The organism is Nostoc cycadae WK-1 (assembly GCF_002897135.1).
In the GTDB taxonomy this organism is placed as follows: domain Bacteria; phylum Cyanobacteriota; class Cyanobacteriia; order Cyanobacteriales; family Nostocaceae; genus Nostoc_B.
Genome location: NZ_DF978422.1, coordinates 478,492 through 505,150 on the forward strand (window position 1 = coordinate 478,492; position 26,659 = coordinate 505,150).

General features: G+C 39.0%; 23 protein-coding genes. 19 read left to right on the forward strand and 4 right to left on the reverse strand.

Going from position 1 to position 26,659, the window contains the following annotated elements; all coding sequences use genetic code 11:
* The coding region (locus tag NCWK1_RS29385) for a hypothetical protein (RefSeq protein ID WP_187308046.1) at positions 1–1,544 on the forward strand (1,544 nt) is incomplete at its 5' end.
* A gap of 7 nt (positions 1,545–1,551) precedes the next feature.
* Here NCWK1_RS29385 and NCWK1_RS04120 read toward each other — a convergent pair.
* Complete coding sequence (locus NCWK1_RS04120; protein WP_103123812.1) at positions 1,552–2,418, reverse strand: WYL domain-containing protein; 867 nt, start codon at positions 2,416–2,418, stop codon at positions 1,552–1,554.
* Positions 2,419–2,867: 449 nt separating this feature from the next.
* On the opposite strand from NCWK1_RS04120, the gene NCWK1_RS04125 reads away from it, so the two are divergent.
* From NCWK1_RS04125 to NCWK1_RS04210, 18 genes are all read left to right on the forward strand, one after another.
* The gene (locus NCWK1_RS04125) at positions 2,868–3,074 is read left to right on the forward strand and encodes a hypothetical protein (protein WP_103123813.1); all 207 of its coding nucleotides are present in this window, start codon (positions 2,868–2,870) and stop codon (positions 3,072–3,074) included.
* Between the two features lie 76 nt (positions 3,075–3,150).
* Positions 3,151–3,351, forward strand: a complete 201-nt coding sequence (locus NCWK1_RS04130) for a DUF433 domain-containing protein (protein WP_422730833.1) — start codon at positions 3,151–3,153, stop codon at positions 3,349–3,351.
* Positions 3,352–3,439: 88 nt separating this feature from the next.
* On the forward strand, positions 3,440–5,440 hold the full coding sequence (gene cas3, locus NCWK1_RS04135; protein WP_103123814.1) for a type I-D CRISPR-associated helicase Cas3': 2,001 nt from the start codon (positions 3,440–3,442) through the stop codon (positions 5,438–5,440).
* Between the two features lie 3 nt (positions 5,441–5,443).
* Positions 5,444–8,425, forward strand: coding sequence for a type I-D CRISPR-associated protein Cas10d/Csc3 (cas10d, locus tag NCWK1_RS04140; RefSeq protein WP_103123815.1), 2,982 nt, complete (start codon positions 5,444–5,446; stop codon positions 8,423–8,425).
* Complete coding sequence (gene cas7d, locus NCWK1_RS04145) at positions 8,425–9,477, forward strand: type I-D CRISPR-associated protein Cas7/Csc2 (RefSeq protein ID WP_103123816.1); 1,053 nt, start codon at positions 8,425–8,427, stop codon at positions 9,475–9,477. The genes cas10d and cas7d overlap by 1 nt, the downstream gene beginning before the upstream one ends.
* Positions 9,478–9,480: 3 nt before the next feature.
* Entirely contained in the window at positions 9,481–10,146 is a 666-nt protein-coding gene (gene cas5d, locus NCWK1_RS04150) for a type I-D CRISPR-associated protein Cas5/Csc1 (protein WP_103123817.1), read from the forward strand.
* 24 nt (positions 10,147–10,170) lie between these two features.
* Positions 10,171–10,782, forward strand: a complete 612-nt coding sequence (locus NCWK1_RS04155) for a 2OG-Fe(II) oxygenase (protein ID WP_103123818.1) — start codon at positions 10,171–10,173, stop codon at positions 10,780–10,782.
* 40 nt (positions 10,783–10,822) lie between these two features.
* Positions 10,823–11,650, forward strand: coding sequence for a CRISPR-associated endoribonuclease Cas6 (cas6, locus tag NCWK1_RS04160; RefSeq protein ID WP_103123819.1), 828 nt, complete (start codon positions 10,823–10,825; stop codon positions 11,648–11,650).
* An 81-nt stretch (positions 11,651–11,731) separates the two neighbouring features.
* Positions 11,732–12,325, forward strand: coding sequence for a CRISPR-associated protein Cas4 (gene cas4 / locus NCWK1_RS04165; RefSeq protein WP_103123820.1), 594 nt, complete (start codon positions 11,732–11,734; stop codon positions 12,323–12,325).
* Between the two features lie 80 nt (positions 12,326–12,405).
* Positions 12,406–13,410 carry a type I-D CRISPR-associated endonuclease Cas1d gene (cas1d, locus tag NCWK1_RS04170; protein WP_103123821.1) on the forward strand — a complete coding sequence of 335 codons (1,005 nt, stop codon included), beginning with the start codon at positions 12,406–12,408 and terminating at the stop codon, positions 13,408–13,410.
* Between the two features lie 48 nt (positions 13,411–13,458).
* Positions 13,459–13,749 (forward strand): CRISPR-associated endonuclease Cas2, encoded by a 291-nt coding sequence (gene cas2, locus NCWK1_RS04175; protein ID WP_103123822.1) that lies wholly within the window; start codon positions 13,459–13,461, stop codon positions 13,747–13,749.
* Between the two features lie 84 nt (positions 13,750–13,833).
* On the forward strand, positions 13,834–14,304 hold the full coding sequence (locus NCWK1_RS04180; RefSeq protein WP_103123823.1) for a chemotaxis protein CheW: 471 nt from the start codon (positions 13,834–13,836) through the stop codon (positions 14,302–14,304).
* A gap of 21 nt (positions 14,305–14,325) precedes the next feature.
* Entirely contained in the window at positions 14,326–15,564 is a 1,239-nt protein-coding gene (locus NCWK1_RS04185; protein WP_103123824.1) for a CheR family methyltransferase, read from the forward strand.
* Positions 15,565–15,868: 304 nt separating this feature from the next.
* Entirely contained in the window at positions 15,869–17,536 is a 1,668-nt protein-coding gene (locus tag NCWK1_RS04190; protein WP_103123825.1) for a methyl-accepting chemotaxis protein, read from the forward strand.
* A gap of 47 nt (positions 17,537–17,583) precedes the next feature.
* A complete protein-coding gene (locus tag NCWK1_RS04195) occupies positions 17,584–18,297 on the forward strand; it encodes a chemotaxis protein CheW (protein WP_103123826.1) in 714 nt (237 codons plus the stop codon).
* Positions 18,297–20,537, forward strand: coding sequence for a hybrid sensor histidine kinase/response regulator (locus NCWK1_RS04200; protein ID WP_103123827.1), 2,241 nt, complete (start codon positions 18,297–18,299; stop codon positions 20,535–20,537). The genes NCWK1_RS04195 and NCWK1_RS04200 overlap by 1 nt, the downstream gene beginning before the upstream one ends.
* 3 nt (positions 20,538–20,540) lie before the next feature.
* Complete coding sequence (gene cheB, locus NCWK1_RS04205) at positions 20,541–21,536, forward strand: chemotaxis response regulator protein-glutamate methylesterase (RefSeq protein ID WP_103123828.1); 996 nt, start codon at positions 20,541–20,543, stop codon at positions 21,534–21,536.
* 259 nt (positions 21,537–21,795) lie between these two features.
* Positions 21,796–23,127: a sensor histidine kinase gene (locus tag NCWK1_RS04210; RefSeq protein ID WP_103123829.1), complete on the forward strand. Its 1,332-nt coding sequence runs from the start codon at positions 21,796–21,798 to the stop codon at positions 23,125–23,127.
* 94 nt (positions 23,128–23,221) lie between these two features.
* On the opposite strand, the gene NCWK1_RS04215 is transcribed toward NCWK1_RS04210, so the two are convergent.
* The 3 genes from NCWK1_RS04215 to sufC are packed head-to-tail and all read right to left on the reverse strand — an operon-like array spanning position 23,222 to position 26,653.
* The gene (locus tag NCWK1_RS04215) at positions 23,222–24,484 is read right to left on the reverse strand and encodes a cysteine desulfurase (RefSeq protein ID WP_103123830.1); all 1,263 of its coding nucleotides are present in this window, start codon (positions 24,482–24,484) and stop codon (positions 23,222–23,224) included.
* Between the two features lie 34 nt (positions 24,485–24,518).
* On the reverse strand, positions 24,519–25,865 hold the full coding sequence (gene sufD / locus NCWK1_RS04220; protein WP_103123831.1) for a Fe-S cluster assembly protein SufD: 1,347 nt from the start codon (positions 25,863–25,865) through the stop codon (positions 24,519–24,521).
* Positions 25,865–26,653, reverse strand: a complete 789-nt coding sequence (sufC, locus tag NCWK1_RS04225) for a Fe-S cluster assembly ATPase SufC (RefSeq protein WP_096579946.1) — start codon at positions 26,651–26,653, stop codon at positions 25,865–25,867. Before sufC ends, sufD begins: the two co-directional genes overlap by 1 nt.
* Positions 26,654–26,659 lie beyond the last annotated feature (6 nt).

A 26,659-nucleotide genomic window follows, 5' to 3' on the forward strand; every position in this document is an offset into this window, starting at 1 on the left:
CTGTTACAGAATCAAAAGTTATCCAAGCACAACGAGATAGTAACGATTCTGCTACAAGTTCAAAAATTGAGAGTTCATCAAACACACCTAAACTAGTAGAAAACCTATCATCAAACCCTGACGTAGACTCAACAGTTATTCAAACGACGCGAGATAGTAATAATTCTGCTGCGAGTTCAAAAAATGAGAGTTTATCAGCAACAAATCAAGCAGTAGAAAACCTATCATCAAATCCTGAGGTAGACTCAACAGTTATTCAAACGACACGAGATAGTAATAATTCTGCTGCGATTTCAAAAAATGAAAGTTTATCGGCAACAAATCAACCAGCAGAAAACTCATCATCGGCTAATGGCGTAGATTCAACAGTAATTCAAGCAAAACGAGATAGTAGTGATTCTGCTGCAAGTTCAAAAAATGAGAGTTTATCAGCAACAAATCAAGCAGTAGAAAACCCATCATCAACTACTAGTGTAGACTCAACAATTATTCAAGAAAAACTGCAAAATAGCAATTCTATCTCTCATCAACCAGTCATAGTAAATACTGTTACAGAATCAAAAGTTATCCAAGCGCAACGAGATAGTAACGATTCTGCTGCGATTTCAAAAATTGAGAGTTTATCGGCAACAAATCAACCAGCAGAAAACTCATCATCGGCTAATAGTGTAGATTCAACAGTAATTCAAGTAAAACGAGATAGTCATGATTCTGCTGCGAGTCCAAAAATTGAGAGTTTATCAACAACAAGTCAACCAGCAGAAAACACATCATTAATTACTGATGTAAACTCAGCAATTATCCAAGCGCAACGAGAAAATAATAATTCTGTTACAAGTTCAATAAATAATTCTGATGCTAGTCAAAAAAGTGATGGCTTAACAACTACATCACAACTAGTAGTAAAGGTACCATCAACCACTGATATAAAATCAACAATTATTCAAACTAAAGAAACAGATAAAAATTCTCAGAGAAAAGCAGAAATTCCTCAATTATCTAAAGCATTAAAAAATATATCTATTTTTCAACCTCTTTCTCCATCATCGAACTTTATATTAGCTAAAGCTGGCGATGAAACAGACTCACAGAATAGTCCTGATTCTGTGCTTGTTTCTTCCAATCCTACTTACCACAACCAAAAATCAACAGAACAAGATATACCAAGTTCATGGTCAAATATTTCTGAATTGTTTGGTGAAAATACAGTTGATAGTATTAGCCCAACAAGGGTTATACAAATGTTCAGAGATAAGAAACAGCCAAACAATAAATTCAAACATATTAAAACTATAAATCAGGCTGAATTTTCCAACACTGAAACTTCTAGTCAAGTTATCCAAACACGCTTTAAAAGTTCAGACTCAAGTGATTCAATTGAGGAGAATCGGAATGATTCTCTGACGAATGAAGATTCTACTTCAAAAGACGAATTAGAAAATTTGGCCGCGCTGGCGCGAGAAATTTACAAAATGCTTAAACAGCGTTTGGATATAGAACGCGAACGCCGGGGAAATAATTATTCCGGGCGTTTACCTTGGTAAATTTATCTCAGGAATCTACGTCTATATCATAATGCTGGCAGAGGGTTTTGAGTTTTTCTTTGATGAGCGATCGCACATTCTCTGGTGCTACAATCACACAATCTGGTGCATATTGCATTACCTCTCGAATAAACCAAAAAGTACTAGAGACACGCCTCACAACTCGCCGCACTTTTTTTGTATCTGGTAGCCATTCATTAATTTTGTCTTCTGGTTTAGGTTGATACGCAAAGGCTAAACCTGCGAAGAGATACATTTCTACATCTATCTCTGCTAACCCTGAACGCCACTCACCAGCAATAGGTAAAACCGCAGCATCTTGGATACGGTCTAAACGCAAAGACCAATTGTGCTGTAGTTCTTCCACATCCAAATTTCCCTCTGTTTCCTCACACCAACAATCAAGATATTGACGCTTTTCATGTGGTGTAACTTTGGCGTAAAGCACAGTAAAATTCCAGACGTGATGTCTGGCATCTTGATAACTCAGTTGAAAAGGTTGATTGCGTAAGATGTAACGGTCTATTTCTAAACGCCACTGCGGGGGTAAGTTTCCTAAAAAACTTTCGATGTCGGTTCGCAGAGGTATAGGTAGTTCGCTACGTTCAAGTAACAATTGTGCGATTATCTGCGCCTGCTCATTTTGTCCAATGTCTGCTAATACTCGCATTGCTCGGTCAAGCGCACGGATACGCGATTCTGACCAGTCGTTATTTTTACCAATGGTTAATTGATGACGAGCGATCGCTTCTATTAATTTGGAGATATTCGGGCGATCGCCCCACATCATACCAAACTCCAGCGCCAGGTTTTCTAATTCGGCTTTATCGCGTTCTGATACCGATAGCGTTATGGACTGACCTTTTCGACTCATTGAAAATGTCCGTGTACTTTATTCGTAAACTCTCTTGTCAACTTCTATTTTGCATGTCAATATAGTTTTTAACAACCAGTCACGGACACAATATAAGGCATTTGAAAAGAATATAAAAAAAGCCAGAGTCTTGCTCTGGCTAACAAACCCTGATAGGGATTTAGGAGTTCTATTAATGCCTTGATCACATCTTTCCTACAGTTTCAATCCCTGATAGGGATTAGGTTTGAATCTCAAGGCTTCTTAAGTATACATCTTAAAAAAATCTCGTTCAAAATTTTTTTGATTGTATTTTGTTAATCACTTTTTTACTACAGACAATATTCTAGTGCTATATTAATGAGAACCGAAACAAAGCTGTTTCAGTTCACCTATCCTATGTTGAGTGGTATCTCATAGGCTAGCACTGATATGGCTTCTTCGGCGCAAACCTATCAAGGTAATTTCTAATGAAAAACAACCTTCAAGATCGGATGCTTCAACTGATGTCAGATACTTGCTGGCATTCTACAGAGGAGCTAGTAGAAAAAATTAGCCATCGATTTTCTGCAACTATGCACACTCTCAAGAAGCGTGGTTATCAGTTTGATAAACGCCGTATTCAAGGTCAACAGCACGAGTATAGACTGCTCATCAAGCTGAAAGCGATCGCATAAATAATATTTCTCACATATTGGGGGTAGTTACAGCTACTCCCATTTTCTGAAAAAGCCGCTAGTGAGGTCAATAACTATGACCGATGATAATTTGCTGTCTAGAATTTCTATTGACCCAAATATTTATTTTGGTAAACCTTGTATTCGTGAACATCGGATTTGGGTTTCTCTAATTCTTGACCTTTTATCCGCAGGAGAAACAATTGATACCATCCTTGAAGTTTATCCTGGCATAAAAAAAGAAGACATATTAGCTTGTATTGCAGTGCAGAGATGATAAGGAATACTTTTGTAGATTGTTACTAATTTAATTTGAGTAGAGCTATGTCAGACTATCTACACTTTTTAAGTATCTAAGCTAATTTATGAAAATAAAACTCTTTTCCACATGGTCAAAATATTCCCAAACTTCAGTTTCTCATATTAAACTTGTTACCCATCAACAAGAAGTTTGGGATGCTATAAAAAATTATCAAGTTGTCTTTGATACTGCTCTAACTGGTGACGGTAAAACTTTAGCTGCTCTTCTTCCAGCATTTTATGAACGTGAATTAGGACTTGGACAAGGTTTATTTAACTATCCGACAAATGAACTTATTCGCGATCAAGCCAGACAAATAGGAAAATGGAAAAATGAATTTAATATTGATTTACAAATAGGAGAACTCTCAGGAGCTAAATTAGCTTCATATATAAGTGCAGAAGGCTTTAATAAACTGGAAACATTAAGAAACTTTGCTAATGATAATAAGATAGTCGCAACCAACCCTGACATTTTCACTTTAATTCATCGTTTACACTATGATCGCAGAGGGGGTAACAAAGCTCGTTTAGCTGAAACTTGGTTTAATAAATACCGCTATATAGTCTTTGATGAGTTCCACATTTTTAATGCACCACAAATTGCTAATGTTTTGGATGGAATTGCATTTAACAGAGCAAGTTTAGGAGAGCGTTTTGCAGCAAAATTTCTTTTTCTTTCTGCTACCCCAGATAATGTTTTATTGAGAGTGCTTGATAAAGCAGGGATTACCTCAAAAATTATTAAGGGTGAATATGATCATGATTTAAAAAGAAGTGATACTCATCGAAGAATTTTATATGAAGTGGATTTAGATTTAGTTACTTCTGAGCAAAGCAATGGGGGAATTGAAAATTGGGTTTTTGAAAATTTAGAATACATCAAGCAATTCTTTTCTCAATATCCTAAATCTAAAGGACTTATCATTGCTAACAGCGTATTTGCCGCCAAGCGAATAGTCAGAACTTTAGAGAATGCTAATTTGGGCTTAAGCATAGGAGAAAATACAGGTCTCACTGGTGCAAAAATTAGAGAAGATGCAATGAATAAACAATTGATTATTGCAACTTCCACAGTTGATGTAGGTGTAGACTTTGCCATAAATTTTTTAATTTACGAATCTTTAGATGCTGGGACATTTATTCAGCGTTTAGGCCGACTAGGAAGACATGATGGATTTATCACTTACCAAGTAATAGCTTTAGTTCCAAATTGGGTAAAAGATAAATTTTCTGAGTTTTATAGCAATAAAACTGAAGTAGAGAGAGAAACTTTCTTTCAAACTGTTAGGGAGAAAGTATATCAAAAGCCTCAAGAATTTCAGGGATATTTAAGCCGTTGGGGTTGTGTTCTCTCAACAATTAGATATTGTTTTCTTAGTCAACAAAAGGATCAATATCAAACTCTGATTGAGCGTTATTCTCAGGAAGCCACGCGGCTTGTTGGTGCAACTCCCAAATGGTGTAGGCTGAATGAACTCAAAGAACACAAAATTATTATTGAGGATTTGGAAACTTTTCGAGGTGCAGGACAGTTAGATATATGGATTAATGATCCAGATACAAATGCAGTCAGGAGTATTAGTTTATTACGTTTACTTGCAGGATCAGATTTTAAACTTATTTCAGAAGATGAAGCTCAAGAAATTAGTCGAGATTTAAATGAACCCTTTTATCAAAATAATTTGGGATTATATGCACAGATCACACAATACTTAAGTAGCTATGAGCTTGTAGAAGTAACTTTTACAGATTATTTGGATAGGTTAAATCTCAACATGGCACAAGAAAGGAAAGGATTTTTTATCCAGAGTCGCCATAGAGAAATTAAAAAAATAAATGAACAAATTGAATATTTACCTCTTACAACTTGCGTTGCAGACCCTAGTAAATACGATATTAAAGCATTGCGTCGTATTTATAGATTACCTGCGTTATTTGAACTACATAAAGTATTGGATTTGAGTCGTCAACAATATCCTGTAGCTTTTGGTTTAGATGCATTACTTTTAGATAGTCTTCTTTATTGGCAAAAAACTAATGAAATATTTTTTGCAGGAGAGTAAAAAATGATAGATAATTTTGATTGGTTACAGCCTAATGATTATGGTAAACCAGTTATACCGGAAAAAGAGCCTCCGTTAGTAGTTCTAGCATTAGATACTTTGAATAAGGCTGAAGATAAAGTTTTGAGAGATTGGATAGAAAAGGTATTTCCCAATATTCTTGATTACTTCAGCCTCAAGCCAGCAAAAGGAATGAGTTTAGAAGCGGCTGAAAAATTGGCTGTTAATGTAAAACCAGATAAAAAAGACAAGATTCTCACTAAATTAGTTGAACATAAAGACCAAAGTTTAGCTATACACCTTTTAAATGCGGCTGTTGGTGGTTGGACTCTAGTTAAATTAGCAAATTTAGATGAGCTTGAGCAACGGTTATATTTAGCAGCAGTTACTCTGCACGATCTCAACAAAATTGTACTCACGCAATTAGGTAACGTGCGGATGGATGGTAAGGAATGGGATAAATACCATCATTATTTTGATGTTTGGGCTGAAACTTTAGGACTATGGAAATTTATTAGCAGTGAATATTGGCAAGACATAGCTTTTCTTGCTCAAAATGCTGAAGATGCAAGAGGAGCAAATCTGACTCTTGCTAACTTTCAAGAAATCAAATTAGCTCCTGAACACTTGATGGATTTAGCTGAATTTGTTCGGTTTGCTGACTTATTAGCTTCTATGGCTCATCGTCCAGATAGTTTATATCAAGAAAATATTCGGGCAATTGTAAGACGCAGGTTAAAAGATAAATATGTTATTCGCCATCATCGTACTATCGAAAATCGAGGACTATTAACTCAAACAATCCACAATGCAGTATTAGAGAAATCAAGGGAAGTTGGATGGATAGCCTTTTTATTTTTCCCTGATGGCATTACCTACTTTGTACTAAAGGATAGTGAGAAACCAGATTTATCAAACCTTGCAGAAATAGTGCGATCGCACATCTTAAAAACTGCTGCTAAGGGTTTGAATAGTTTAATTTCTCGTCAACCCAAAGGTATTATCAGTTGCAAACCAGATATGAAAGAAGTGGCTGATGTTGAACTTGCAGCAGAAACTCTTATCCGTCAGGTTTTTAATATACTTGGTGAAAAGCGAGCTTCTGTAACTGGTGAGAGGAGAGAAAAAATTAAGTTACTTCCTGAATTAGTAAATTTAGATTGGAATTATCCCGCTAATTTACAGGTAGATAGGTTAGCAGAAGGAGTTAGAGGATTAGTAGACATTCTCAAAGAATACTACGGAGTAAGTGAAGAGAAGGCTATCCAAGCTTTACTTAATGCTTTGGATATGAACGAATATGTAGAAGCTTTACAGCGCATACCTGCTCTTGGTGGTGTACCTCATGGTTGGTATTTTTTAGCTGGTCATTATATCGGTAAAAATGGCAGCTTAAATGATGCTGAACTTGAAAATGTAATGATAAAAGCTATCCGCCAAGTTATCACAGAATGGGGTAAACCAGAACAATTAACACCGTTTGCTTTTCTTGATGCTTATATTGCTCAAGTATTAGATATCAGCGATAGTGATAAACAACATGATTTTGAAAAAGAGTTAAATCGTTACCATCGTAATAAAGCCAATCGCAAACGTGAACCAATATGTGCTGTTTGTAATAGTGCCTTTGATGTACGAGAGGAATTTTCTAGTTATACTAACAAGCGAGTGACTAGCCTTTCTAAAGAGTCTTTACGTGGCATTTGTACAGTCTGTCAAGTAGAAAAACTACTTCGCAGTTATTCTTTACGCCGGAGTTTAGAAGCCGATGATGATCTTGTTTACCTGCATCTTTACCCAGATTATTACTTTACACCAGAAACGGCTCTGATAATGAATCGAGCCTATAAAAGCTTTGCTCAAAATGTATTTTCTGATTTAGATAAAGAATTAGCTAAACATAGTTATAACCCTAAATATATACCTCGTGCAGATGTTTTTAGGGTAGGTGCTGATTCTAAAGAAAATGAGAAGCGGCGACTTGAAAAAGTGGAATATCTAGAAGGACAGATGCACGGTTATTATCTTTTAGGAATTCCAGCATTATTTAAGAAACCAACTGATACAGAGGTATGGCATATACCAGCACTATTAACGCTAATTGCACCTTTAACTTTTGGGGTTAAAGTAGTTGCTAGTCGTTCAACTCTTCCACCATACGACTCAGGAGCAGATTTTAAAGAAACTGCGGTTTTGGATGGTATACATACCTATTGGCAACATAGCATCAGAAAATCTAGTTTCCGCCTTGATGAGTTAACAAATGCTATTCCTGCGGCTTTTGCTGTGTATGCTCTGACATCCCAAGCATACCGTAGTAAGAATTTTCCTGTCTGGAATGCTTTAAATAATGTTTCTCAGTCTTTGGATACTAGCCCTTTATATGTGTTTCACTATGCAGATCGCATCCTTGAAAATATCAAAAAGGAGGAACGCAAGAAAAAAGCAAATCAGCTTAGTGATCCAGCAATTATTGTTGCTAAAAAGTTGCTGAATTATTACCAACTTTTGATTGATTATTATCAAGAAGATAACCCCATGAACATGATTCAATACTTAGTTGATAAATATGCTCGTTTTTATCGAGCTTCAGGTAAGAATTCCTCAGCTTACACAAGACTCCGACCTTTAAACATAGCTGCAAAAGTTATCTTGGAAAGTCAGCCCAATACTTCTGAAGATGATCTGCAATTAATGATAGAAGGTTACTTGTTTTCTCTAGTAGATGGTGTACTAAATAACAATAATGAAGGTTATATCCCATCGGAAGCTGTGAAGGATAAAAACCTGCGTCAAGCTGTTATTGAAGAGTTTGCTAAATACTTTGTCAAAGAAGTATTTAAGAACTATTGTAGGTCTGAAAGATCACTTTTAAGACAAAATATCAATCTTATTCGTCATGCAGCGGAGGCTTGGTATATCAAACAGTACATCAAAAAGCCTGAAGAAAAAGCACAAAAATCAGAAAATAAGGAGTCAAATTAATGTTTGAGCAATACAAAAAACATTTTCAAGAATCTATTCCTCGCATTCCTGGAGCAAAATATGCTCACTTTATAATTCTGCGAGAAACTGACTCTTATGCAGTATTTAAAACAGATGGAGAACTAAATGTAGCCAGAGTTAGAGCCGGAATAAATGCTCCACAAGTAATTAGTCGTTTAGTTCTTTTTAAACGTAAACAAACTACTCCTGAACGTTTAACAGGACGTGAATTATTGCGGCGTTATGAAATCTACAATCATATCAAAACCCAACATAATAAAGACTGTGCTTACAATGAAAATCCTTGCGGAGTTTGTCCTGACTGCGTTATTTATGGTTATGCTGTCGGTAAAGGTGGCGCGGATAATTCTGGTTCGGAGAAATCCAAAGTTTTTATAGATTCAGCTTACGCTGTTCCCAAATATGAAGAGTCCCACGGAACTTTTACGCTGAACGCACCTTATGAAGATGGGACTATGACGCAAGGAACAGACACGACTAACCGTTTCAGTGAACAAGACCATGTATTGCCAGAAGTGCCTTTTCCTAGTGTAGTTACATTACGTGACCCGACACCAAATACTTTTTTATACCTGTTGAATAATTTGTACCGTACCAAACGTTATGGCGCTCAAACCACACGCACTGGACAAATGCGAAATAAGCTTGTGGCGATCATATTTGCTGACGGGGAAATTTTCAGCAATTTGCGATTAACTCAAAAAATTTACGACATTATAGGAGACATTTTACCTCCTTATGGACTTGATTTTCTCAAAAAAGCTACCGAGAAAGCTGTAAATGAATTAATTCAAGAAGACGGAGTTTTTTATGAGTTAATAGCAAAAGAAGCTCTTGTATCTCTTCAAAATGAAGCTCATTCTATTCTTGCAGATGAAGCTAGTTTCCAACAATGGATGAATTCATTGACAGAAGAAACTCTAAACTATGCAAAAGCAGCAGGTGTTCTGAAAGAAGAAAAATCAGAAAATACTAATAGCAGCAGAAGTAGAAGGAATAAAAACAAGACAGATGAAGGGGAGGACTCTTAATGTATGCAAATTTACCGTCTTCTCCTTACCTTGCAAGACCCATTGTATTTTGCTACTCGTGAGTTAGGTAGGCTTTATGTAACAGAGCAATATTTACATAACTATGCTCTGACTTATGCTCTTGGTTTAGCAAAAAGTAGCTATTACGATGCAGAGCATATACCCCATTACGAAAGAGATTTAGAACCTCTCAATCAGCAAGGTATTTATATTACACCTGCACGTCCTTTAGAATCTGCTTATGTGACGCACACCTATAAATTTGCTAATCTCTCTTATCATGTCAAAATGGATAAAATTAGCAAAAATATCCCAACTTTTGGACGTATTAGAGAGTTAAAACCGGAAAGTATATTTGAGTTTTTTGTCATTTGCCAAAAAGAACTCAAATTACCAAAATGGATTCGTTTAGGTAAGTGGATGAGTAAGGCTGAGGTGACAGTTGAACAATTACCTCAACTTCAAACTACTGAAGGTTTATTCACTTGTAAATATCCTTTAAATCCTTTGGATGTGATGTTTACTAATCAAGTAATTAGTTACGATGTGGTAAATATGCCTCCAGTTAGTCTAATTCAAAATGTCCAAATGCGAGGGCAATATTATCAATTTACTGAGATGAAAGACATCAAAATTCCGGCGCGGATGGAGTATCATTTTCGAGGTTAATTATTACGGTAACTCTCCCCACTCGTGAAACACTATCAACAACAACCAAACGCCTTCCCCAGCGACTATCTCAATAACTTGTGGGGAGAAATTCATGCTTGTCCTTATTTTGCTGTCAACAACCTCAACCGCGATTTTGTTGGGACTAAAGGATTTTCTGTGGTATTCAGGCGATCGCACATCTCCACAGTAGAGCAAACATTCCCCTACTTCAAACCTTACCTCGATTTGGCTCTCCAGCCTAACTGTAACGCTTTTTACCTCAACCCCTTACTCCTCAAAGAAGGTTCTCGCGTCGATCCGCATATAGATCGTTCTTTGCGTTCCTACTGCAAAACCGTTGAACCACCTACCTTTGTCAGCGTTCTCTACGTGCGCGTACCAGACAATATGGAAGGGGGTGAACTGGTACTCAAATCACACAAACGCCAATTGGGACAAATTAAGCCGCAGATGAACACCTTACTCTACTTTCAAGGTGATTTAACTCATTCTGTCAACGCTGTGAAAACCCCTGGAAATCGCCTGAGTTTAGTTTGCGAACAGTATACTTTAAGCGATGCTGAACTCGTAGAAATACCAGAGTTTACAGTAGAGTCTAGAGTTGCTCAATCTACAGCAAAAAAACGCAAGTAATTTTTTTGACTTTTGCCTTTTGACTTTTAACTTTTAAAGTATGCCCCACAGTCTAGTTCTTAACCTGCTTCCTCAGTTGCAGATTCCACAGCAGTATCTCACAGGTAGACATTTACACGCTCTATTTTTAACCCTTGTCAGTTCTGTAGATCGAGAATTAGGCGATCGCTTACATGATTCTACCGCAGACAAAGCCTTCACCCTCTCCCCCTTACAAATTAGTAGAACTAACTCCCCCATTTTGAAGGGAGGATCTAAATTACAGTGGGAACATCAAAAACCAATCCCCGCCGGAACTTCCTGCTGGTGGCGTATCTCTTTATTAGATGACACACTTTTTGGTAAGTTAACGCAACTATGGCTAAATCTCCATCCTAATCACCCTTGGCATCTTGGCCCGGCTGACTTGTATATTACCAGCATTCAAGGCACACCCCAATCAACCCAACCTTGGGCAAATGCTTGCACCTACAGCCAATTGTACGAAGAAGCTAGTGAAACTGAACGTTCTTTTAACTTTACCTTCGCCACACCCACCGCCTTCCGCCAAGGACAATATGATACTACCCTTCCTACCAGAGAATGCGTTTTCAATTCTCTACTTTCGCGGTGGAATAAATATAGCGGTATAGAATTTTCTTCTATTGCTCTTGAATCAATATTTCCTTCTTTTGTGAACATCCACACAGAAATATTAGCCGACTCTCGCAGCAAATTTATTGGCATTATTGGCGAAGTTAATTATCGAATATTAGGTGAACTTGAACCCATACAAATTAAGCAAATCAACGCTTTAACTAACTTTGCATTATACGCAGGAGTTGGACGGAAAACAACAATGGGTTTAGGTATGATGCGTCGAATTTGAGAAAAGAAGCTAGGGAATAAATTCTTCTCTCTGCGCCTCTGCGTGAATAAATCAAATCCACAACTTACTCAGCCATAAATTATGAACGATATCGAATATGTTCCGATCGCAGCATTAAACCAATATGCTTACTGTTCGCATCGCTGCTGGCGGATGTTTTGTGCAGGCGAATTTATTGATAACCAATACACAATCGAAGGCACAAGTTTACACGATCGCGTCCATACTGTAGGCGAAGGACAGCGAGAAGAAACTGAGCAAATCCGGGCGATTTGGTTGAAATCAGATAAATACAAACTGATTGGCAAAGCAGATTTAGTTGAATTAGAAAACGGTGAATGCTATCCCATCGAATACAAACGCGGACGCAAAGGTGAATGGGATAATGATGAATTGCAAGTCTGCGCTCAAGCCTTGTGTTTAGAAGAAATGACAGGCAAATCTATTAACACTGGCTATATTTATTATGCCCATTCTCACCAACGCCAATTAGTAGAAATTGACGCAGAATTACGGCAAAGTGCGATCGCCACAATTGAAGCCGTCCAAATGCTATTATTTACAGGCGCAATGCCCAAAGCCATCAAAACAACACGCTGTGATGGATGTAGCCTATCTCCTCAATGCCTACCCCAATCAGCCGACAAAGTAAAACGCTATCAAGAAGCAAGCTAAACCCTCCGCGAAACTCTGCGAAAACTCCGCGCCACTCTGCGTTAAAAAACTCTCTTTCACCCTCTCATAAGGAAACAATCATGGGTACAGTTTACATCACCCAAGAAGATGCCTTCATTGGCAAAATTGATGAACGTCTCAGCGTCAAATTCGAGAAAAAGATAATTTTAGATGTACCACTAATCAAAATAGATGGTGTAGTGGTTTTAGGACGCGCTACAGTTTCCCCCGCCGTCATTTCCGAACTTTTAGAACGTAGTATTCCCGTAACATTCTTGACAGAAAATGGTCGTTATTTAGGACGCATAGAACCTGAAGTAACTAAGAACATATTTGTCCGAAAAGCCCAATGGCAAGCCGCAGGGGAATCAGCCCAAGCAATTCACGCTGTCCAAGGATTTGTACGTGGTAAATTGAAAAATTATCGTCAGATTCTTACTCGTCGCCAACGAGAATGTCCAGACATAGATTTATCTAAGAAGATTACACAATTAGAACAAGCGATCGCACCCATTGATACAACTCACAACATCAACTCATTACGTGGTTTAGAAGGTGCTGGTAGTGCAGCTTATTTTGGTTGCTTTAATCAACTAATTAAGAATGCAGAATTTCAATTTTCTCATCGCCTGCGTCGTCCGCCAACAGATCCGGTGAATTCCCTACTCAGTTTTGGCTACTCCTTATTGCGCCATGATGTACAGGGGGCAATTAATATAGTTGGGTTTGATCCATATTTAGGATATCTGCATTGCGATCGCTATGGTAGACCCTCTCTAGCCCTAGATTTAATGGAAGAATTTCGCCCTCTAATAGTAGATGCAATAGTTTTATCTACCTTAAATAAGCAACTGCTAACACCCGCAGATTTTGTCACCGAACCCTTAAGCGGTGCAGTTTCCCTTACACCCGAAGGACGAAAAACATTCTTGCGCCTGTACGCACAGAAAAAACAATCTGAATTTAAACATCCTGTCATGGGGCGCAAATGCACTTATCAAGAAGCTTTTGAACTACAAGCGCGGTTATTGGCGAAATATCTCATGGGTGAAACAGAAAAATATCCACCACTGGTTTTGAAATAGGTGACAGGTTAGAGGTTAGAGGTTAGAGGTTACAGGGGGAAGGTCTTAGTGAAAGACAATTTAAAAAAGAAAGTTGTTGTATCTTACGATGTCCCGGAAGACAAACGTCGCACCAAAATTCACAAAATCCTGAAGTCTTATGGACAGTGGGTGCAGTATAGCGTTTTTGAGTGCCAGCTTACCGAGACTCAATATGCCAAATTGCGATCGCGTTTGCACAAATTAATTAAACCAGACACCGACAGCATCCGCTTTTATTTTCTCTGTGCTTGCTGTTTTGATAAAATTGAACGCATCGGTGGTGAACAACCCCGCGACGAAACCATTTTCTTTGCTTAATGCGCGGATGGGTAAATATCGAAATTAAGTTCGTTTAGTGAATAAAATGGGTAACTTGAGTAAGTAACATCAGGAAATATATTTATGCTCATGTTACTTTTCAAAATTGGTAATGAACGATATGTGATCGCCTCTCAAGAGGTTATCGAAGTTATACCAATGGTTTTACTCAAAACTTTGCCACACACACCAGAACACATAGCTGGTGTATTTAACTACCGTGGTCGCATTGTACCAGTCCTCAATTTATGCCAATTGATGCAGAGTAAACCCTGTAATGATAACTTGAGTACGCGAGTTATATTAGTTAAATATTGTAGAGGTAATCATACTCAACATATTTTAGGTTTGATGGCAGAACAGGTTGTAGAAACATTGCATCTATCTGAAAGTGAGTTGGTTGATTCTCACTTTCAGATAGATGCAGTGCCATACTTAGGCAAAATGCTCTTAGATAAACAAGGGATGATTCATTGCCTTCAAATTGAAGACTTGTTATCTGAAACCGAGCTAATACATTTCTTGTCAGAAAATCTTTTAAACACAGCTATTTAGATTAGTTGAAAGACAGGAATAATGGCGCAATCTGTCATCGAAGCTTTACTAAAAAGCAAAATTGGTTTAGATGTTAACTCAATTGGTTCTCGTGCGATCGCTAGTGCTATTTATCAAAGAATGGTAAATTGTGGTATATCGCAGATGTCCAGCTATTTAGGCTATTTGCAAGATTCTCCACAAGAATGGCAAGCACTAATTGATAGCGTGACTGTACCAGAAACTTGGTTTTTTCGGGAGCCGGAATCATTTGCGTTGCTCAAAAGTTATGTATTATCAGAATGGTTGCCACAAAACTCCCAAAAAGTGTTGCAGGTTTTGAGTGTACCTTGCGCCACAGGTGAAGAACCATATTCAATTGCGATCGCTCTCTTAGAAGCCGGATTAACATCTGCTCAATTTCGTATAGATGCTGTTGATATTAGCCAAAAATGCTTGTTAAAAGCCCAAAAAGCAATTTACGATAAATACTCCTTTAGGGGTAGTAATTTTGAGTTTCATGAGCGCTATTTTCAATCTATAAATTCAGAATATTATCTGCAAGAATCAGTCAAAAAATCAGTCAATTTTATCAACGGCAATTTAGCAGATCCGCATTTTTTAGTTAATACACAAGTTTATGATGTAGTTTTTTGTCGTAACTTATTAATTTACTTTGATCACCAGACTAAAGAACAAACTCTTCACATTTTAGAAAGGTTAATAGTTGCAGGCGGATTATTATTTGTTGCCTCTGCTGAAGCTGCATTACTGATGAAAACTCAGTTGGTATCTGTGCGGCATTTTTCTGCGATCGCCTATCAAAAGTTAATTAAACCCCACAATTTTGAGCAAGAAAATTATACTAATTATCAATCAACAATTTATTCTCAGTTACCAACCCAAACCTCCACAGAAATTCCTATCAAGAATAAGGCAGAAATTTATTACCAGACACCAATAAAAGCAAACAACTTCAACACCAACTTATTAGACCTAGCAAAAACTGCGGCTAATCAAGGACGCTTAGAGGATGCAGTAAAACTATGCAACGACTACCTCAATCAAAATCAAATGAATGCTGAGGCTTATGTTCTGCTGGGTGAAGTGCAGCAAGCAATGGGGCAGAATGAGCAGGCTATACAATCTTTTCGGAAAGCAATTTATCTACAACCTAATCATGAAGCAGCATTGACTCATTTAGCATTACTCAAAGAACAGCAGGGAGATAGGGCTGGTGCTAGTTTACTTTGGCAGCGCATCTACAGATTACAACGTTAAAAAAACTACCTTAACCTACATTCTGTAAGATTATGACTGCCATCGAATTATATTGAGAAAAATTTACTTTTATTTAAGTAAATTAATAAGCTTTACCAAAATTTAAATATATTAATTGTTACTTTGGTTTTGAATTTGGGAATTTTAGTATTTGTGAGCTTTGATAGTTTTAATATGAGTCTCTGACTATTTATCTAATGCCTATTTTTATTTTTTATTTGTAAAATAAAAATATTTTAGACTAATACTTTTATTTATATTATTAAGCTTACACTTCCTCATTATTAAATTTAAAAAACTAAAAATGTTAGATAACTGGAAACTCAAAGACAGAACATTATTAGGATTTTGTATACCCACAGTTTTGATTTTTGTGTTTAGTGTCATAGTTTATGCCACTAGCAATCAGACAAGAATCATCTATAGACAAGTAGGAAGATCAAACGAAGCAATTATCGGCACAAATGATATGGCTTTGAGCATAGCTAATATGAATTTGGCAATTCGGCGATATTTATTTGATCCACAAAAACATCAGGATGCCCTGGAGAGATACAGAATTTTTCACAAAAGTTTTCAGGATGGCTTCAATCGCTCATCTAATGTGATTGAAGATAAATTACAAAATCAAAGATTACAAGTAATGCAAAATATGTTGGAGGAGTTTGATGGTTTAGTTAAGCTTACAATTACAACTCCAAATTTTGAGAAAAATAAAGACTTAATCAATCAATATCTCGAAAAATCCAGAGATATGGCAGATAAGTTTCGGCAAATAAATGAGGAGTTTGCTAATCGACAAAAAGAAATGATGAAGCAACAGATAGAAGGGACAAAAATTATGCTCAACTTGATGAGCTTATTAGCAGTGTTGGTAACACTTTCGACTGTGGCGATCGCCGTTTTTGTCACTGCTGTAATTTCTAAGTCTTTAGGCAACAGAGTTGAAACTGCTGTAACTATAGCAAATCAGATTTCTACTGGTAATTTAACTTCCTCTTTGGCGGAGAGTGACTTTAATACTAAAGATGAAATTGGACAAATTTTGGCATCTTTTAAAACTATGCTGCAAAAGCTAAATACCTTGATTCGTCAAGTCCAAAGCTCAGGTATTCAAGTTACCACCTCTGCTACTCTTGTCGGTGCTGCGGGCAAACAATTAGAAGCAACACTGACAGAACAAGTAGCATCAACAAATCAAGTGACAGCCACAGCCAAAGAAATCGCCGCCACATCCCAAGAACTAGTCAACACAATGGAACAAGTGGTCACAATGTCGCAAACGACAACCAGCGCCGCCAACACCAGTCAAAAAGATTTGCGGCAAATGGAAACTAGTATGCGTCAATTGGCACAAGCAACAAATATCATCGCCAACAGATTGGGCATGATCAGCGAAAAAGCGAACAACATCAACAATATAGTCCTGACAATTACCAAAGTTGCCGACCAAACCAATTTGTTATCGTTAAACGCCGCCATCGAAGCGGAAAAAGCTGGGGAATATGGTCTAGGCTTTGCCGTGGTCGCTAGAGAAATTCGCAGATTAGCCGACCAAACCGCAGTGTCCACCCTAGATATAGAACAGATGGTCAAACAGATGCAGTCTTCTGTATCGACAGGGGTGATGGAAATGGACAAATTTGCCGCGGAAGTTGGACGCAGTGTGACAGATGTCAGCAATATTAGTATGCAGATTGGGCAAATTATTCAGCAAGTACAAGATTTAAATCCCTATTTTGCATCGGTGAACAAGGGAATGGAAATGCAGTCACTAGGAGCGCAACAAATTAGTGAAGCAATGGTGCAGTTAAGTAGTACCTCAGTCCAGACTACTGATTCACTCAGGGAAATTAATCAGGCGATCGCCCAACTTAATCAAGTTTCTCGTGGCTTACGTCAAGAAGTTTCTATCTTCAAAGTCAAAAGCGATGATTCTGCATCCTTCACGCCAGTTGATGCAGCAGCTTAACCAAAAGGCAAGGGGAAAAATAACAAATGACTATTGACCATTGACTTATGACCACTCAAGTTGAAAGTTGTTGGAATGTAATTGGGATTGAAGGCGATCGCACTTGTGCGGAATTAGCTACACATGCTCATTGTCGCAATTGTCCAGTTTACTCGGCGGCTGGTCGCTACCTACTAGAACGCCCAACGCCAGAAAAATATCGTCATGAGTGGACACAATTACTGGCGGAATCTCCCACGGAAAAAAATTCCCATCTACCTACATACGCTTTGCGGACAAAGGAAACTTTGACAGTTGTGATTTTTCGTTTACATCAAGAATGGCTGGCGCTACCGGCGCAGGTTTTCAAAGAAACCACGCCTCCGAGTGTGATTCATACCCTACCCCATCGACAAAACCAAGTCTTACGCGGATTAATCAATATTCGTGGGGAATTGCTGTTGTGTGTTTCCTTAAGCCACTTGTTGAATATCGAATCTGGCGATACTCCCCGACAAGGATTGAGTCCAGTATCACATTCTCGCATGGCCGTCATTGAAAAGGCGGGTAACGCTTGGGTATTTCCGGTTGATGAAATATATGGTGTTCACCGATTTCATCGTCGGGAATTACGCGACGCTTTTAAAAGGCTCACCCAAACCACCCAAACTTACACTAAAGGGTTATTTTCCTGGCAACCTTTAAATTTCCCGACATCCCACACTGTTAGCTATTTGGATGATGAACTCTTATTTACCAGTTTGGCGAGGAAAGCGCAGTAATGATAGAAGACTCCGATCTCAGCCAAATGTCTTTGTTGGATTTATTCAACATGGAAGTCAAAACCCAAGTTGTGGTGCTAAATAACTGTTTGTTGGCCCTAGAAACTAACCCTGATCCCAAATCAGAGTTAGCAGCCTTAATGCGGGCAGCCCATTGTATCAAAGGCGCTGCCAGAATTGTCCAAATTGAACCAGCTGTCACCCTAGCCCATGTGATGGAAGATTTTTTTAGTGGGGCGCAAGTTGGAAAAGTTAATTTAACAGCGGATTGCGTTGATCTGTTGTTGCAAGGGGTCGATATGCTGCAAAACATCGCCGACAACCCCAATTTGCAACAAGGGAATCATCCTCATATTCAATCTTTAGTGAGTGCGATCGCCAATATTTCAAATGCTGTAACTATCCCGGCAATTATTCCCCAAGTCAAGATTCTACAGCCAACACCCCAGAGAGAATCGCTACAACCAGAAATCACACCAGAAGCATTAGTGAGTACGCAAAACCGCACAGTGCGAGTTAGTACAGATAATCTCAATCGCTTGATGGGATTAGCGGGAGAAACAATAGTTGCCAATAAGTGGTTAGAATCATTTACCGACTCATTTTTGCAAGTCAGAGCTAATCAAATCGAGTTATCCCAGCTTGTTACTAAGTTACAAGAACTATTAAGCGATCGCCAAATTGATCAACACATTCAAGAACATTTAAGTACCGTACATCAAAAAAGCAGCGAATGTACGCATTTAATTAGCGATCGGCACAACGAATTAGAATCATTTTCGCAACGTTTTGGCAACCTTGCTCATCGCTCCTATCGAGAAGTCATTGCCACGCGGATGTGTGCTTTTGCTGAGGGTTCGCAAGGGTTTCCGCGTATGGTACGCGACCTCTCTCGGCAGTTGGGTAAACGCGTCAAGCTCGAAATCAAAGGTAAGTCTACCTTGGTAGATCGAGATATCCTTGAGCGATTGGAAGCGCCCTTAACTCAACTTCTCCGTAATGCCGTTGATCACGGGATAGAATCTCCGCCAGAACGATTAGCTCAAGGTAAACCAGAAGAAGGCACAATTGTGATTGAAGTTGTCCATCGTGCGGGGATGCTATTGATCACTGTCTCTGATGATGGACAGGGAATTGATATCGAGTTTTTGCGTCAGGAAGTTGTCAAGCAACAACTAGTCAACGCAGATATGGCAATTCAACTGACCGAAGCTGAATTAATGGAATTTCTGTTATTACCAGGATTTTCTACCACACAAACAATCACGGAAATTTCTGGACGGGGTGTAGGTTTAGATATTGTCCATAATACAGTGCAGGAAGTTGGCGGTACTGTACGGGCAGTTTCCCAACCAGGAAAAAGTATGAGTTTGTACTTGCAGTTACCCATTACCCTATCTATCGTTCGTACCTTGTTAGTTGAGATTGGGGATGAACCTTACGCCTTTGGGTTAACAAGAATTGAGCAAGTGCTGATGTTAGCTAAATCAGATATTGCTACCTCAGAAAATCGCCCGTTTTTCTTGCTAGACAACCAACCCGTAGAGTTAATTTCCGCCCGTCAAGTTTTAGAGTTACCCGCATCTGTGGTCAATCCCGACTCACTAGCAGTAGTTGTGATTAGCGATCGCCTCAATCATTATGGATTAGTTGTTGACCGATTTATCGGCGAATACACTTTAGTTGTCCGGCCTTTAGATCCGCGCCTGGGTAAAGTTCCCAACATTAGCGCCGCCGCCCTCATGGATGATGGTTCTCCTGTTTTGATTATCGATGTCGAAGATTTAGTCCGTTCTATTGCCAAAGTTGTTGCGAGTGGCCAACTTAGTCAGATAAATCAAGCGAAGCGGCAGACATCAACCAAAACTTACAAGCGAATATTAGTAGTTGATGATTCTATTACCGTCCGGGAAATGGAACGCAAACTTTTAGAAAATCACAGTTATCAAGTTGATGTGGCAGTTAATGGAATGGATGGTTGGAACGCAGTGCGCGGCAGTGATTATGACTTAGTAATTACAGATATTGATATGCCCCGAATGAACGGCTTTGAACTCACCCATCACATCAAAACTCATGCTAAGTTAAAACAGATACCCGTAATTATTGTCTCTTACAAAGACCGCCAAGAAGACCGAATTCAAGGCTTGGAAGCAGGTGCAGACTACTATCTCACCAAAAGCAGCTTTCATGATGACACTTTATTACAAGCCGTAATTGACTTAATTGGTCAAGGATGAGTAATGAGAATTGCCATTGTCAACGATATGCGGATAGTGGTAGAAGCCTTGCGACGGATGTTAGCCACAATGCCGGAGTATGATTTGGCTTGGGTTGCCTACGATGGTGCAGAAGCTGTTAGCAAATGTGCTGTTGATACCCCTGATTTAATTTTGATGGATGTTTTGATGCCTTGTATGGATGGAGTGGAAGCCACAAGGCAAATTATGAGTCAGTCGCCTTGTGCGATTATCATCGTCACGGCTAATGTGAATTTGTATGCGGCTAATGTTTTGGAAGCCATGACCTATGGGGCGCTAGATGCCATCAATACACCTGCTGAGGGTAGTACAGGTCTATTAAAGAAAATTGCCACCATCGCCAAATTAATTGGCAAATCTCCCCAACTGCGAACAGCCAAAAAATCTAGACTTTTCTCCAAATTATTACCACCACTCATTGTCATTGGTGCTTCCACTGGCGGCCCCCAAGCCTTGGTGAAGATTCTCGCGCAATTTCCTCAAAATTTTCCAGCCGCTGTAGTGATTGTGCAGCATTTAGATGCTCAGTTTGCGCCTGGTTTTGCAACTTGGTTGAATGAACAAATTCTCTTACCTGTGGAAATAGCCAGTATAGGTTCTAGACCGCAACCAGGAAAAATTCTCTTGGCTGGGACAAATCATCATCTCGTTATGAGTTCTAACTTGAGTTTTGACTATGATGAACAACCATCCAATTGTCTCTATCGGCCATCGATTGATGTCTTATTTAAAAGTGTGGCAGATCATTGGATGGAGCAAGGAATTGGGGTGTTGCTGACTGGGATGGGAAAGGATGGCGCTCAAGGTTTAAAACTTTTACGCGAAGCAGGCTGGCACACAATTGCTCAAAACCAAGAAACTTGCATTGTTTATGGGATGCCAAAAGCAGCGGTAGATTTAAAAGCTGCCGTGGAAGTTTTGCCAGTTGAGGCGATCGCTCATGCTTGTACCAAGATATTACGGATATCTGCAAATTGAGCTAAATAAAATGAGTTTTACTATAGTAAATTCACTGTTTTTATTGCGGGAATATACTTAATTCAGTTCATTTTTAATTATATGAATTGAGTTTTTTCAGGTCTTAATATTAGATTATTTATATCTAAAGTCATATTCACATTTATTTGTATTAAGTTATAATAAGTTAACAATAAAATTATCTATAAAGACTTTTTTACTTAATTAACTATTGCATTAACCAGCTAGATAGCTTCACTTTTGTAGACAGAAAATACAAATGTTATTACCTCAATTAAGTATGCAGTTAACATCATCAGAACGAGTTAGTGAATTAAAGTTGCACACAGAAAATGTCAAAATTTTATTAATCGATGATCAGGCAATATTTGGTGAAGCAATCAGTAGAATGATTGCTAACGAAACAGATATTACTTTTAATTACCTTAGCGAACCATCAGCAGCACTACAAAACGCCATTGCCCTGGAGCCAACGGTGATTTTGTTAGATTTAATCATGCCGGAAATAGATGGTTTAATGCTGCTGCGTTGGTTTCGTTCTCATCAATCAACTCGTGAAATTCCCATAGTCATGCTATCCAGCAAGGAAGAACCAATCCTCAAAGCAGAAGCCTTTGCTGCGGGAGCTAATGACTATCTAATCAAATTACCAGATGCCATTGAATTAATTGCTCGCATTCGTTATCATTCCAAAGCTTATAACAACCTCAAAGCCCTCTCAACTGCTACTGCAACAGCCAAACTCCAAGCACAAGAACTAGAAACTACTCTTCATAAGTTGCAAACAACTCAAGTGCAACTAATTCAAACAGAAAAAATGTCTAGTTTGGGTAGGATGGTTGGCGGTTTAGCCCATGAAATCAATAATCCCATTAGTTTTATTCACGGCAATTTTCATTATCTCCACGAACATATTCATACTCTTTTAAAGTTGATAGAATTGTATCAAAAAGAGTATCCTGAAGCTCAAAAATTCATGGAAGATGAAGTTGGTGATATTGACCTAGACTTTATCATTGAAGACTTTCAAAAAATTCTCTCGTCCATGAGAATAGGCACTGATCGAATTAAAGAAATTGTCCTGTCTTTAAGAAACTTTTCTCGGCTTGATCAAGCTGAGAAAAAAGCTGTAAATATTCATGATGGCATTGAAAGTACTCTATTTCTGTTAAATCATCGGCTAAAACAAGAAATAGAAATAATCAAAGACTATGGAAAGTTACCACTGGTGGAATGTTACCCAGCACAATTAAATCAAGTATTCCTTAATATTATTAATAATGCTATAGATGATTTATTATACAATAAAAAGTCTGAGGCTCAAAAGCAAATTATTATTAAAACTGAAATCACTGAAGCACAAACTATCAAAGTTAGTATTATCGATAATGGTTCTGGAATTGAACCAGAAATCCACAGCAAAATATTTGACCCATTTTTTACCACAAAACCTATTAATAAAGGTACAGGGTTAGGTTTAGCAATTAGCTATCAAATTATTGAAAGTCATCATGGCAGTATTTCTGTCAATTCTCAACCTGGTGATGGCGCAGAATTCATCATCGAAATTCCCATCAGTATCAATAGTTAATCGCAGAATTTCTCCCAAAACTAAAATTGTGCCAATTATCAGCCGTGTATGAGACTGAGCATTGACACAATTATTCGGGAAATGTTGAATCAGTTCAACCGAAGATACCAGCAAAGAAGTCAAGGGTTTCCTTTAGAGCTTTGATGAATATGTCGATTTCTTCACGGGTATTGTAGAAAGAAAAACTCACCCGTGCAGTTCCTGGCAAATCTAAATAACGGTGTAATGGTTGGGTGCAGTGATGTCCAGAACGGATAGCAACGCCTTCTTGATCTAATAATGTAGATAAGTCGTTAGGATGGACATCTCCGGCTGTGAATGCAGCTAAAGCGGCTCTACCTTCTCCGTTAGCATCGGGTTTAGGGCCGTAAATCCGAATTTGGGGGATTTTTTCTAATTGTTGGAATAAATAAGCGGTTAACTCGGCTTCGTAAGCATGAATTTTATCCATACCAATACTTGATAGATAGTCTATCGCAGCACCGAGGGCGATCGCTTCCCCAATAGCAGGTGTCCCGGCTTCAAATTTATGGGGTAATTCAGCATAAGTAGAATGATCTAAATACACCTCTGCAATCATTTCTCCACCACCAAAAAATGGTGGCATAGCTTCCAACAATTCCAGCTTGCCATATAAAAAGCCTATCCCCGTTGGCGCACACATTTTATGTCCAGAAGCCACCAACCAATCGCAGCCGATGTCTTGAACATCGACTTTCATGTGAGGCACACTTTGACAAGCATCAACTAAGAATTTCGCACTGTATCTGTGAGTAATATCAGCAATTTCTTTCACTGGGTTAATACAACCCAAAGTGTTAGAAACATGCACAATTGACACCAGTTTTGTTTTCTCAGAAATCAGTTGTTTAAACTGTTCCAAATCCAAAGTTTCTTCTGGTGTTAGTCCAACAAATTTCAGTACTGCACCAGTTTTTTGCGCTACAAATTGCCAAGGCACAATATTGCTGTGGTGTTCCATCACCGACAGAATAATTTCATCACCGGGATGTAGATTATTCATTCCCCAGCTATAAGCAACTAAGTTAATTGCTTCGCTGGCGTTGCGGGTATAGACAATTTCTTGACGAGATGCAGCATTAATAAATTTGGCAATTTTATCGCGTGCTGCTTCATAAGCATCTGTCGCTTTAGCACTCAAGGTATGAGCGCCGCGATGCACATTGGCATTGTACTGCTCGTAATAATTCCGCAAGGCATTTAATACAAGCAAAGGTTTTTGTGATGTCGCCGCATTGTCGAGATAAACCAAAGGTTTACCGTTGACTTCCTGGTGTAATATCGGGAAGTCAGCGCGGACTTTATCGGCGAGGGTTTTGGTAGCTGTAAAAGTCATTGGTAGTTAGTCAAGTGTCATTTGTCAATAGTCATTAGTCATTTTTTAGGGACTTAAAGCTAGTGACGGTGTTTAGTAATATGTCTCTCAGGGAAGCAATAGGAACTTTGTTGATGATTTCGGCAGCGAAGGCGTTAATTAATAAATTCCGCGCTGCATTTTCATCAATTCCCCGGCTTTGCAAATAGAAGATTTCATCATCTTCTAACTGACTCACAGTTGCACCGTGAGCGCATTTGACATTATCGGCGGTAATTTCTAATTGAGGCTTGGTATCTACTCGCGCCTTTGACGATAGTAGTAAATTGCGGTTTAACTGAGCAGCATCAGTTAACTGTGCTGGTTTAGGTACAAATACTTTACCATTGAACACTGCATGAGCGCGATCGCCAACGATACATTTGTGCAATTGTTCACTTTTACCATAAGGATAATTGAGAGCGATCGCACTGTGAGTGTCCGCTACTTGCTTCCCAGATATCATCGCCAAACCGTTGAGAGTTGTTTCAGTTTGCTCACCAGTTTGCAAAATCTCTAAATTGTGCCGCGATAACTTTGCACCTAAACTCAAAGCATTACAGGTATAGCGACTGTAACGAGCTTGGTTAACCGCCGTCTTACCGATGTGAAACGCCTCTGCGCCTTCTAGCTCAACCCTAGTATGATTTACCGCAGCATTCTCTCCAACCCAAACTTCCGTCACCGCATTGGTAAAGTAAGTTCCACTCGCCGCAAGCTTCGTAAACTCCTCCACCAAAGTCACCTGCGAACCAGTTTCCGCCACCACCAAACAACGCGGCTGAGAAATAGTCGCCGTCTCGCGAGCAACCGAAATAAACAGCAGATGAATAGGTGTATCAACTACGACATTTTTACTCACCCATACAACTGCTGCATCCGTTAAACCAGCAGTGTTGAGAGCTGTGAAGACTTCCAAAGCGCCCTCAGCTTGAGCGAGATATTTGCGGATGCGATCGCCTTCAACTGTTAAACCAGTTAAATTACCTACAACAATACCATCTGGTAAGTTAACAGCAGATAACTCCGGCGCATAAACACCATTAACAAACACCAATCGATTATCAGTTAGACAAGTTACCTTTAATGCTTCTATATCATTAACTGGCTGTGCTTTCTGGAATTCCACACCCCGCAACTCAGACAAATCAGTAAACCGCCATTCTTCCTCGCGGGTGGTGGGGATAGTTGAGTGACGTACCCAGTTTGCAGCTTGTTGGCGTAATTCCTGTAACCCCTCCGCTTCAGTTACACTTACTTGATTTAACAACCCAGTCAAATAAGCATCTCTATCTAACAGAGAAGACACCAAACTGACTGCATCCGAGTTAGGAATAGCACTAGGAGAAACTTGAATAGACATTACACACCCACCTCAACAGCACTTTCCTCCAAAATCCAGTCATAACCGCGCGACTCCAATTCCAGCGCCAGTTCCTTACCGCCACTGGTGAGAATTCTGCCCCGCGCCATCACATGCACAAAGTCCGGCACAATATAATTCAACAGACGTTGGTAGTGGGTAATCATAATCGTCGCATTGTCTGGATTAGTCAGCTGATTCACCCCATGCGCGACAATTTTTAGTGCATCAATATCTAAACCAGAGTCTGTTTCATCCAGAATTGCCAACTTTGGTTCTAATAGCGCCATTTGCAGAATTTCATTCCGCTTTTTCTCACCACCAGAAAACCCTTCATTCACACTCCGACTGAGGAAAGCCGCATCCATCTTCACAACTTCCAACTTTTCCTCAATCAAATCATCAAAATCAAACGCGTCTACCTCTTCCAACCCCTGCGCCTTGCGCCGAGAATTGTAAGCCACCCGCAAGAAATCCAAATTGCTCACACCAGGAATTTCTAACGGATACTGAAACGCCAAAAACACCCCAGCCCTAGCCCGTTCTTCCGGCTCCATTTCCAACAAATTTTGTCCTTGGAAAATCACCTCACCGCCAGTCACCGTATAAGCCGGATGTCCTGACAACACCTTAGAAAACGTACTCTTTCCCGAACCATTCGGCCCCATAATTGCATGAATCTCTCCAGCGCGAACCTCCAAATTCACACCCTTAAGAATCGGCGTACCACCAACCTCAGCGGTCAAATCCTTCACCGACAGCACAACTGCACTATTTTCAATAATCATCTTCTC

Excerpts from the sequence above, each read along its gene's own strand:
- NCWK1_RS04120 (WP_103123812.1), bottom strand. The coding sequence starts at position 2,418 with ATGAGTCGAAAAGGTCAGTCCATAACGCTATCGGTATCAGAACGCGAT.
- NCWK1_RS04125 (WP_103123813.1), top strand. The coding sequence starts at position 2,868 with ATGAAAAACAACCTTCAAGATCGGATGCTTCAACTGATGTCAGATACT.
- NCWK1_RS04130 (WP_422730833.1), top strand. The coding sequence starts at position 3,151 with ATGACCGATGATAATTTGCTGTCTAGAATTTCTATTGACCCAAATATT.
- cas3 (WP_103123814.1), top strand. The coding sequence starts at position 3,440 with ATGAAAATAAAACTCTTTTCCACATGGTCAAAATATTCCCAAACTTCA.
- cas10d (WP_103123815.1), top strand. The coding sequence starts at position 5,444 with ATGATAGATAATTTTGATTGGTTACAGCCTAATGATTATGGTAAACCA.
- cas7d (WP_103123816.1), top strand. The coding sequence starts at position 8,425 with ATGTTTGAGCAATACAAAAAACATTTTCAAGAATCTATTCCTCGCATT.
- cas5d (WP_103123817.1), top strand. The coding sequence starts at position 9,481 with ATGCAAATTTACCGTCTTCTCCTTACCTTGCAAGACCCATTGTATTTT.
- cas6 (WP_103123819.1), top strand. The coding sequence starts at position 10,823 with ATGCCCCACAGTCTAGTTCTTAACCTGCTTCCTCAGTTGCAGATTCCA.
- cas4 (WP_103123820.1), top strand. The coding sequence starts at position 11,732 with ATGAACGATATCGAATATGTTCCGATCGCAGCATTAAACCAATATGCT.
- cas1d (WP_103123821.1), top strand. The coding sequence starts at position 12,406 with ATGGGTACAGTTTACATCACCCAAGAAGATGCCTTCATTGGCAAAATT.
- NCWK1_RS04180 (WP_103123823.1), top strand. The coding sequence starts at position 13,834 with ATGCTCATGTTACTTTTCAAAATTGGTAATGAACGATATGTGATCGCC.
- NCWK1_RS04185 (WP_103123824.1), top strand. The coding sequence starts at position 14,326 with ATGGCGCAATCTGTCATCGAAGCTTTACTAAAAAGCAAAATTGGTTTA.
- NCWK1_RS04190 (WP_103123825.1), top strand. The coding sequence starts at position 15,869 with ATGTTAGATAACTGGAAACTCAAAGACAGAACATTATTAGGATTTTGT.
- NCWK1_RS04195 (WP_103123826.1), top strand. The coding sequence starts at position 17,584 with ATGACCACTCAAGTTGAAAGTTGTTGGAATGTAATTGGGATTGAAGGC.
- NCWK1_RS04200 (WP_103123827.1), top strand. The coding sequence starts at position 18,297 with ATGATAGAAGACTCCGATCTCAGCCAAATGTCTTTGTTGGATTTATTC.
- cheB (WP_103123828.1), top strand. The coding sequence starts at position 20,541 with ATGAGAATTGCCATTGTCAACGATATGCGGATAGTGGTAGAAGCCTTG.
- NCWK1_RS04210 (WP_103123829.1), top strand. The coding sequence starts at position 21,796 with ATGTTATTACCTCAATTAAGTATGCAGTTAACATCATCAGAACGAGTT.
- NCWK1_RS04215 (WP_103123830.1), bottom strand. The coding sequence starts at position 24,484 with ATGACTTTTACAGCTACCAAAACCCTCGCCGATAAAGTCCGCGCTGAC.
- sufD (WP_103123831.1), bottom strand. The coding sequence starts at position 25,865 with ATGTCTATTCAAGTTTCTCCTAGTGCTATTCCTAACTCGGATGCAGTC.
- sufC (WP_096579946.1), bottom strand. The coding sequence starts at position 26,653 with ATGATTATTGAAAATAGTGCAGTTGTGCTGTCGGTGAAGGATTTGACC.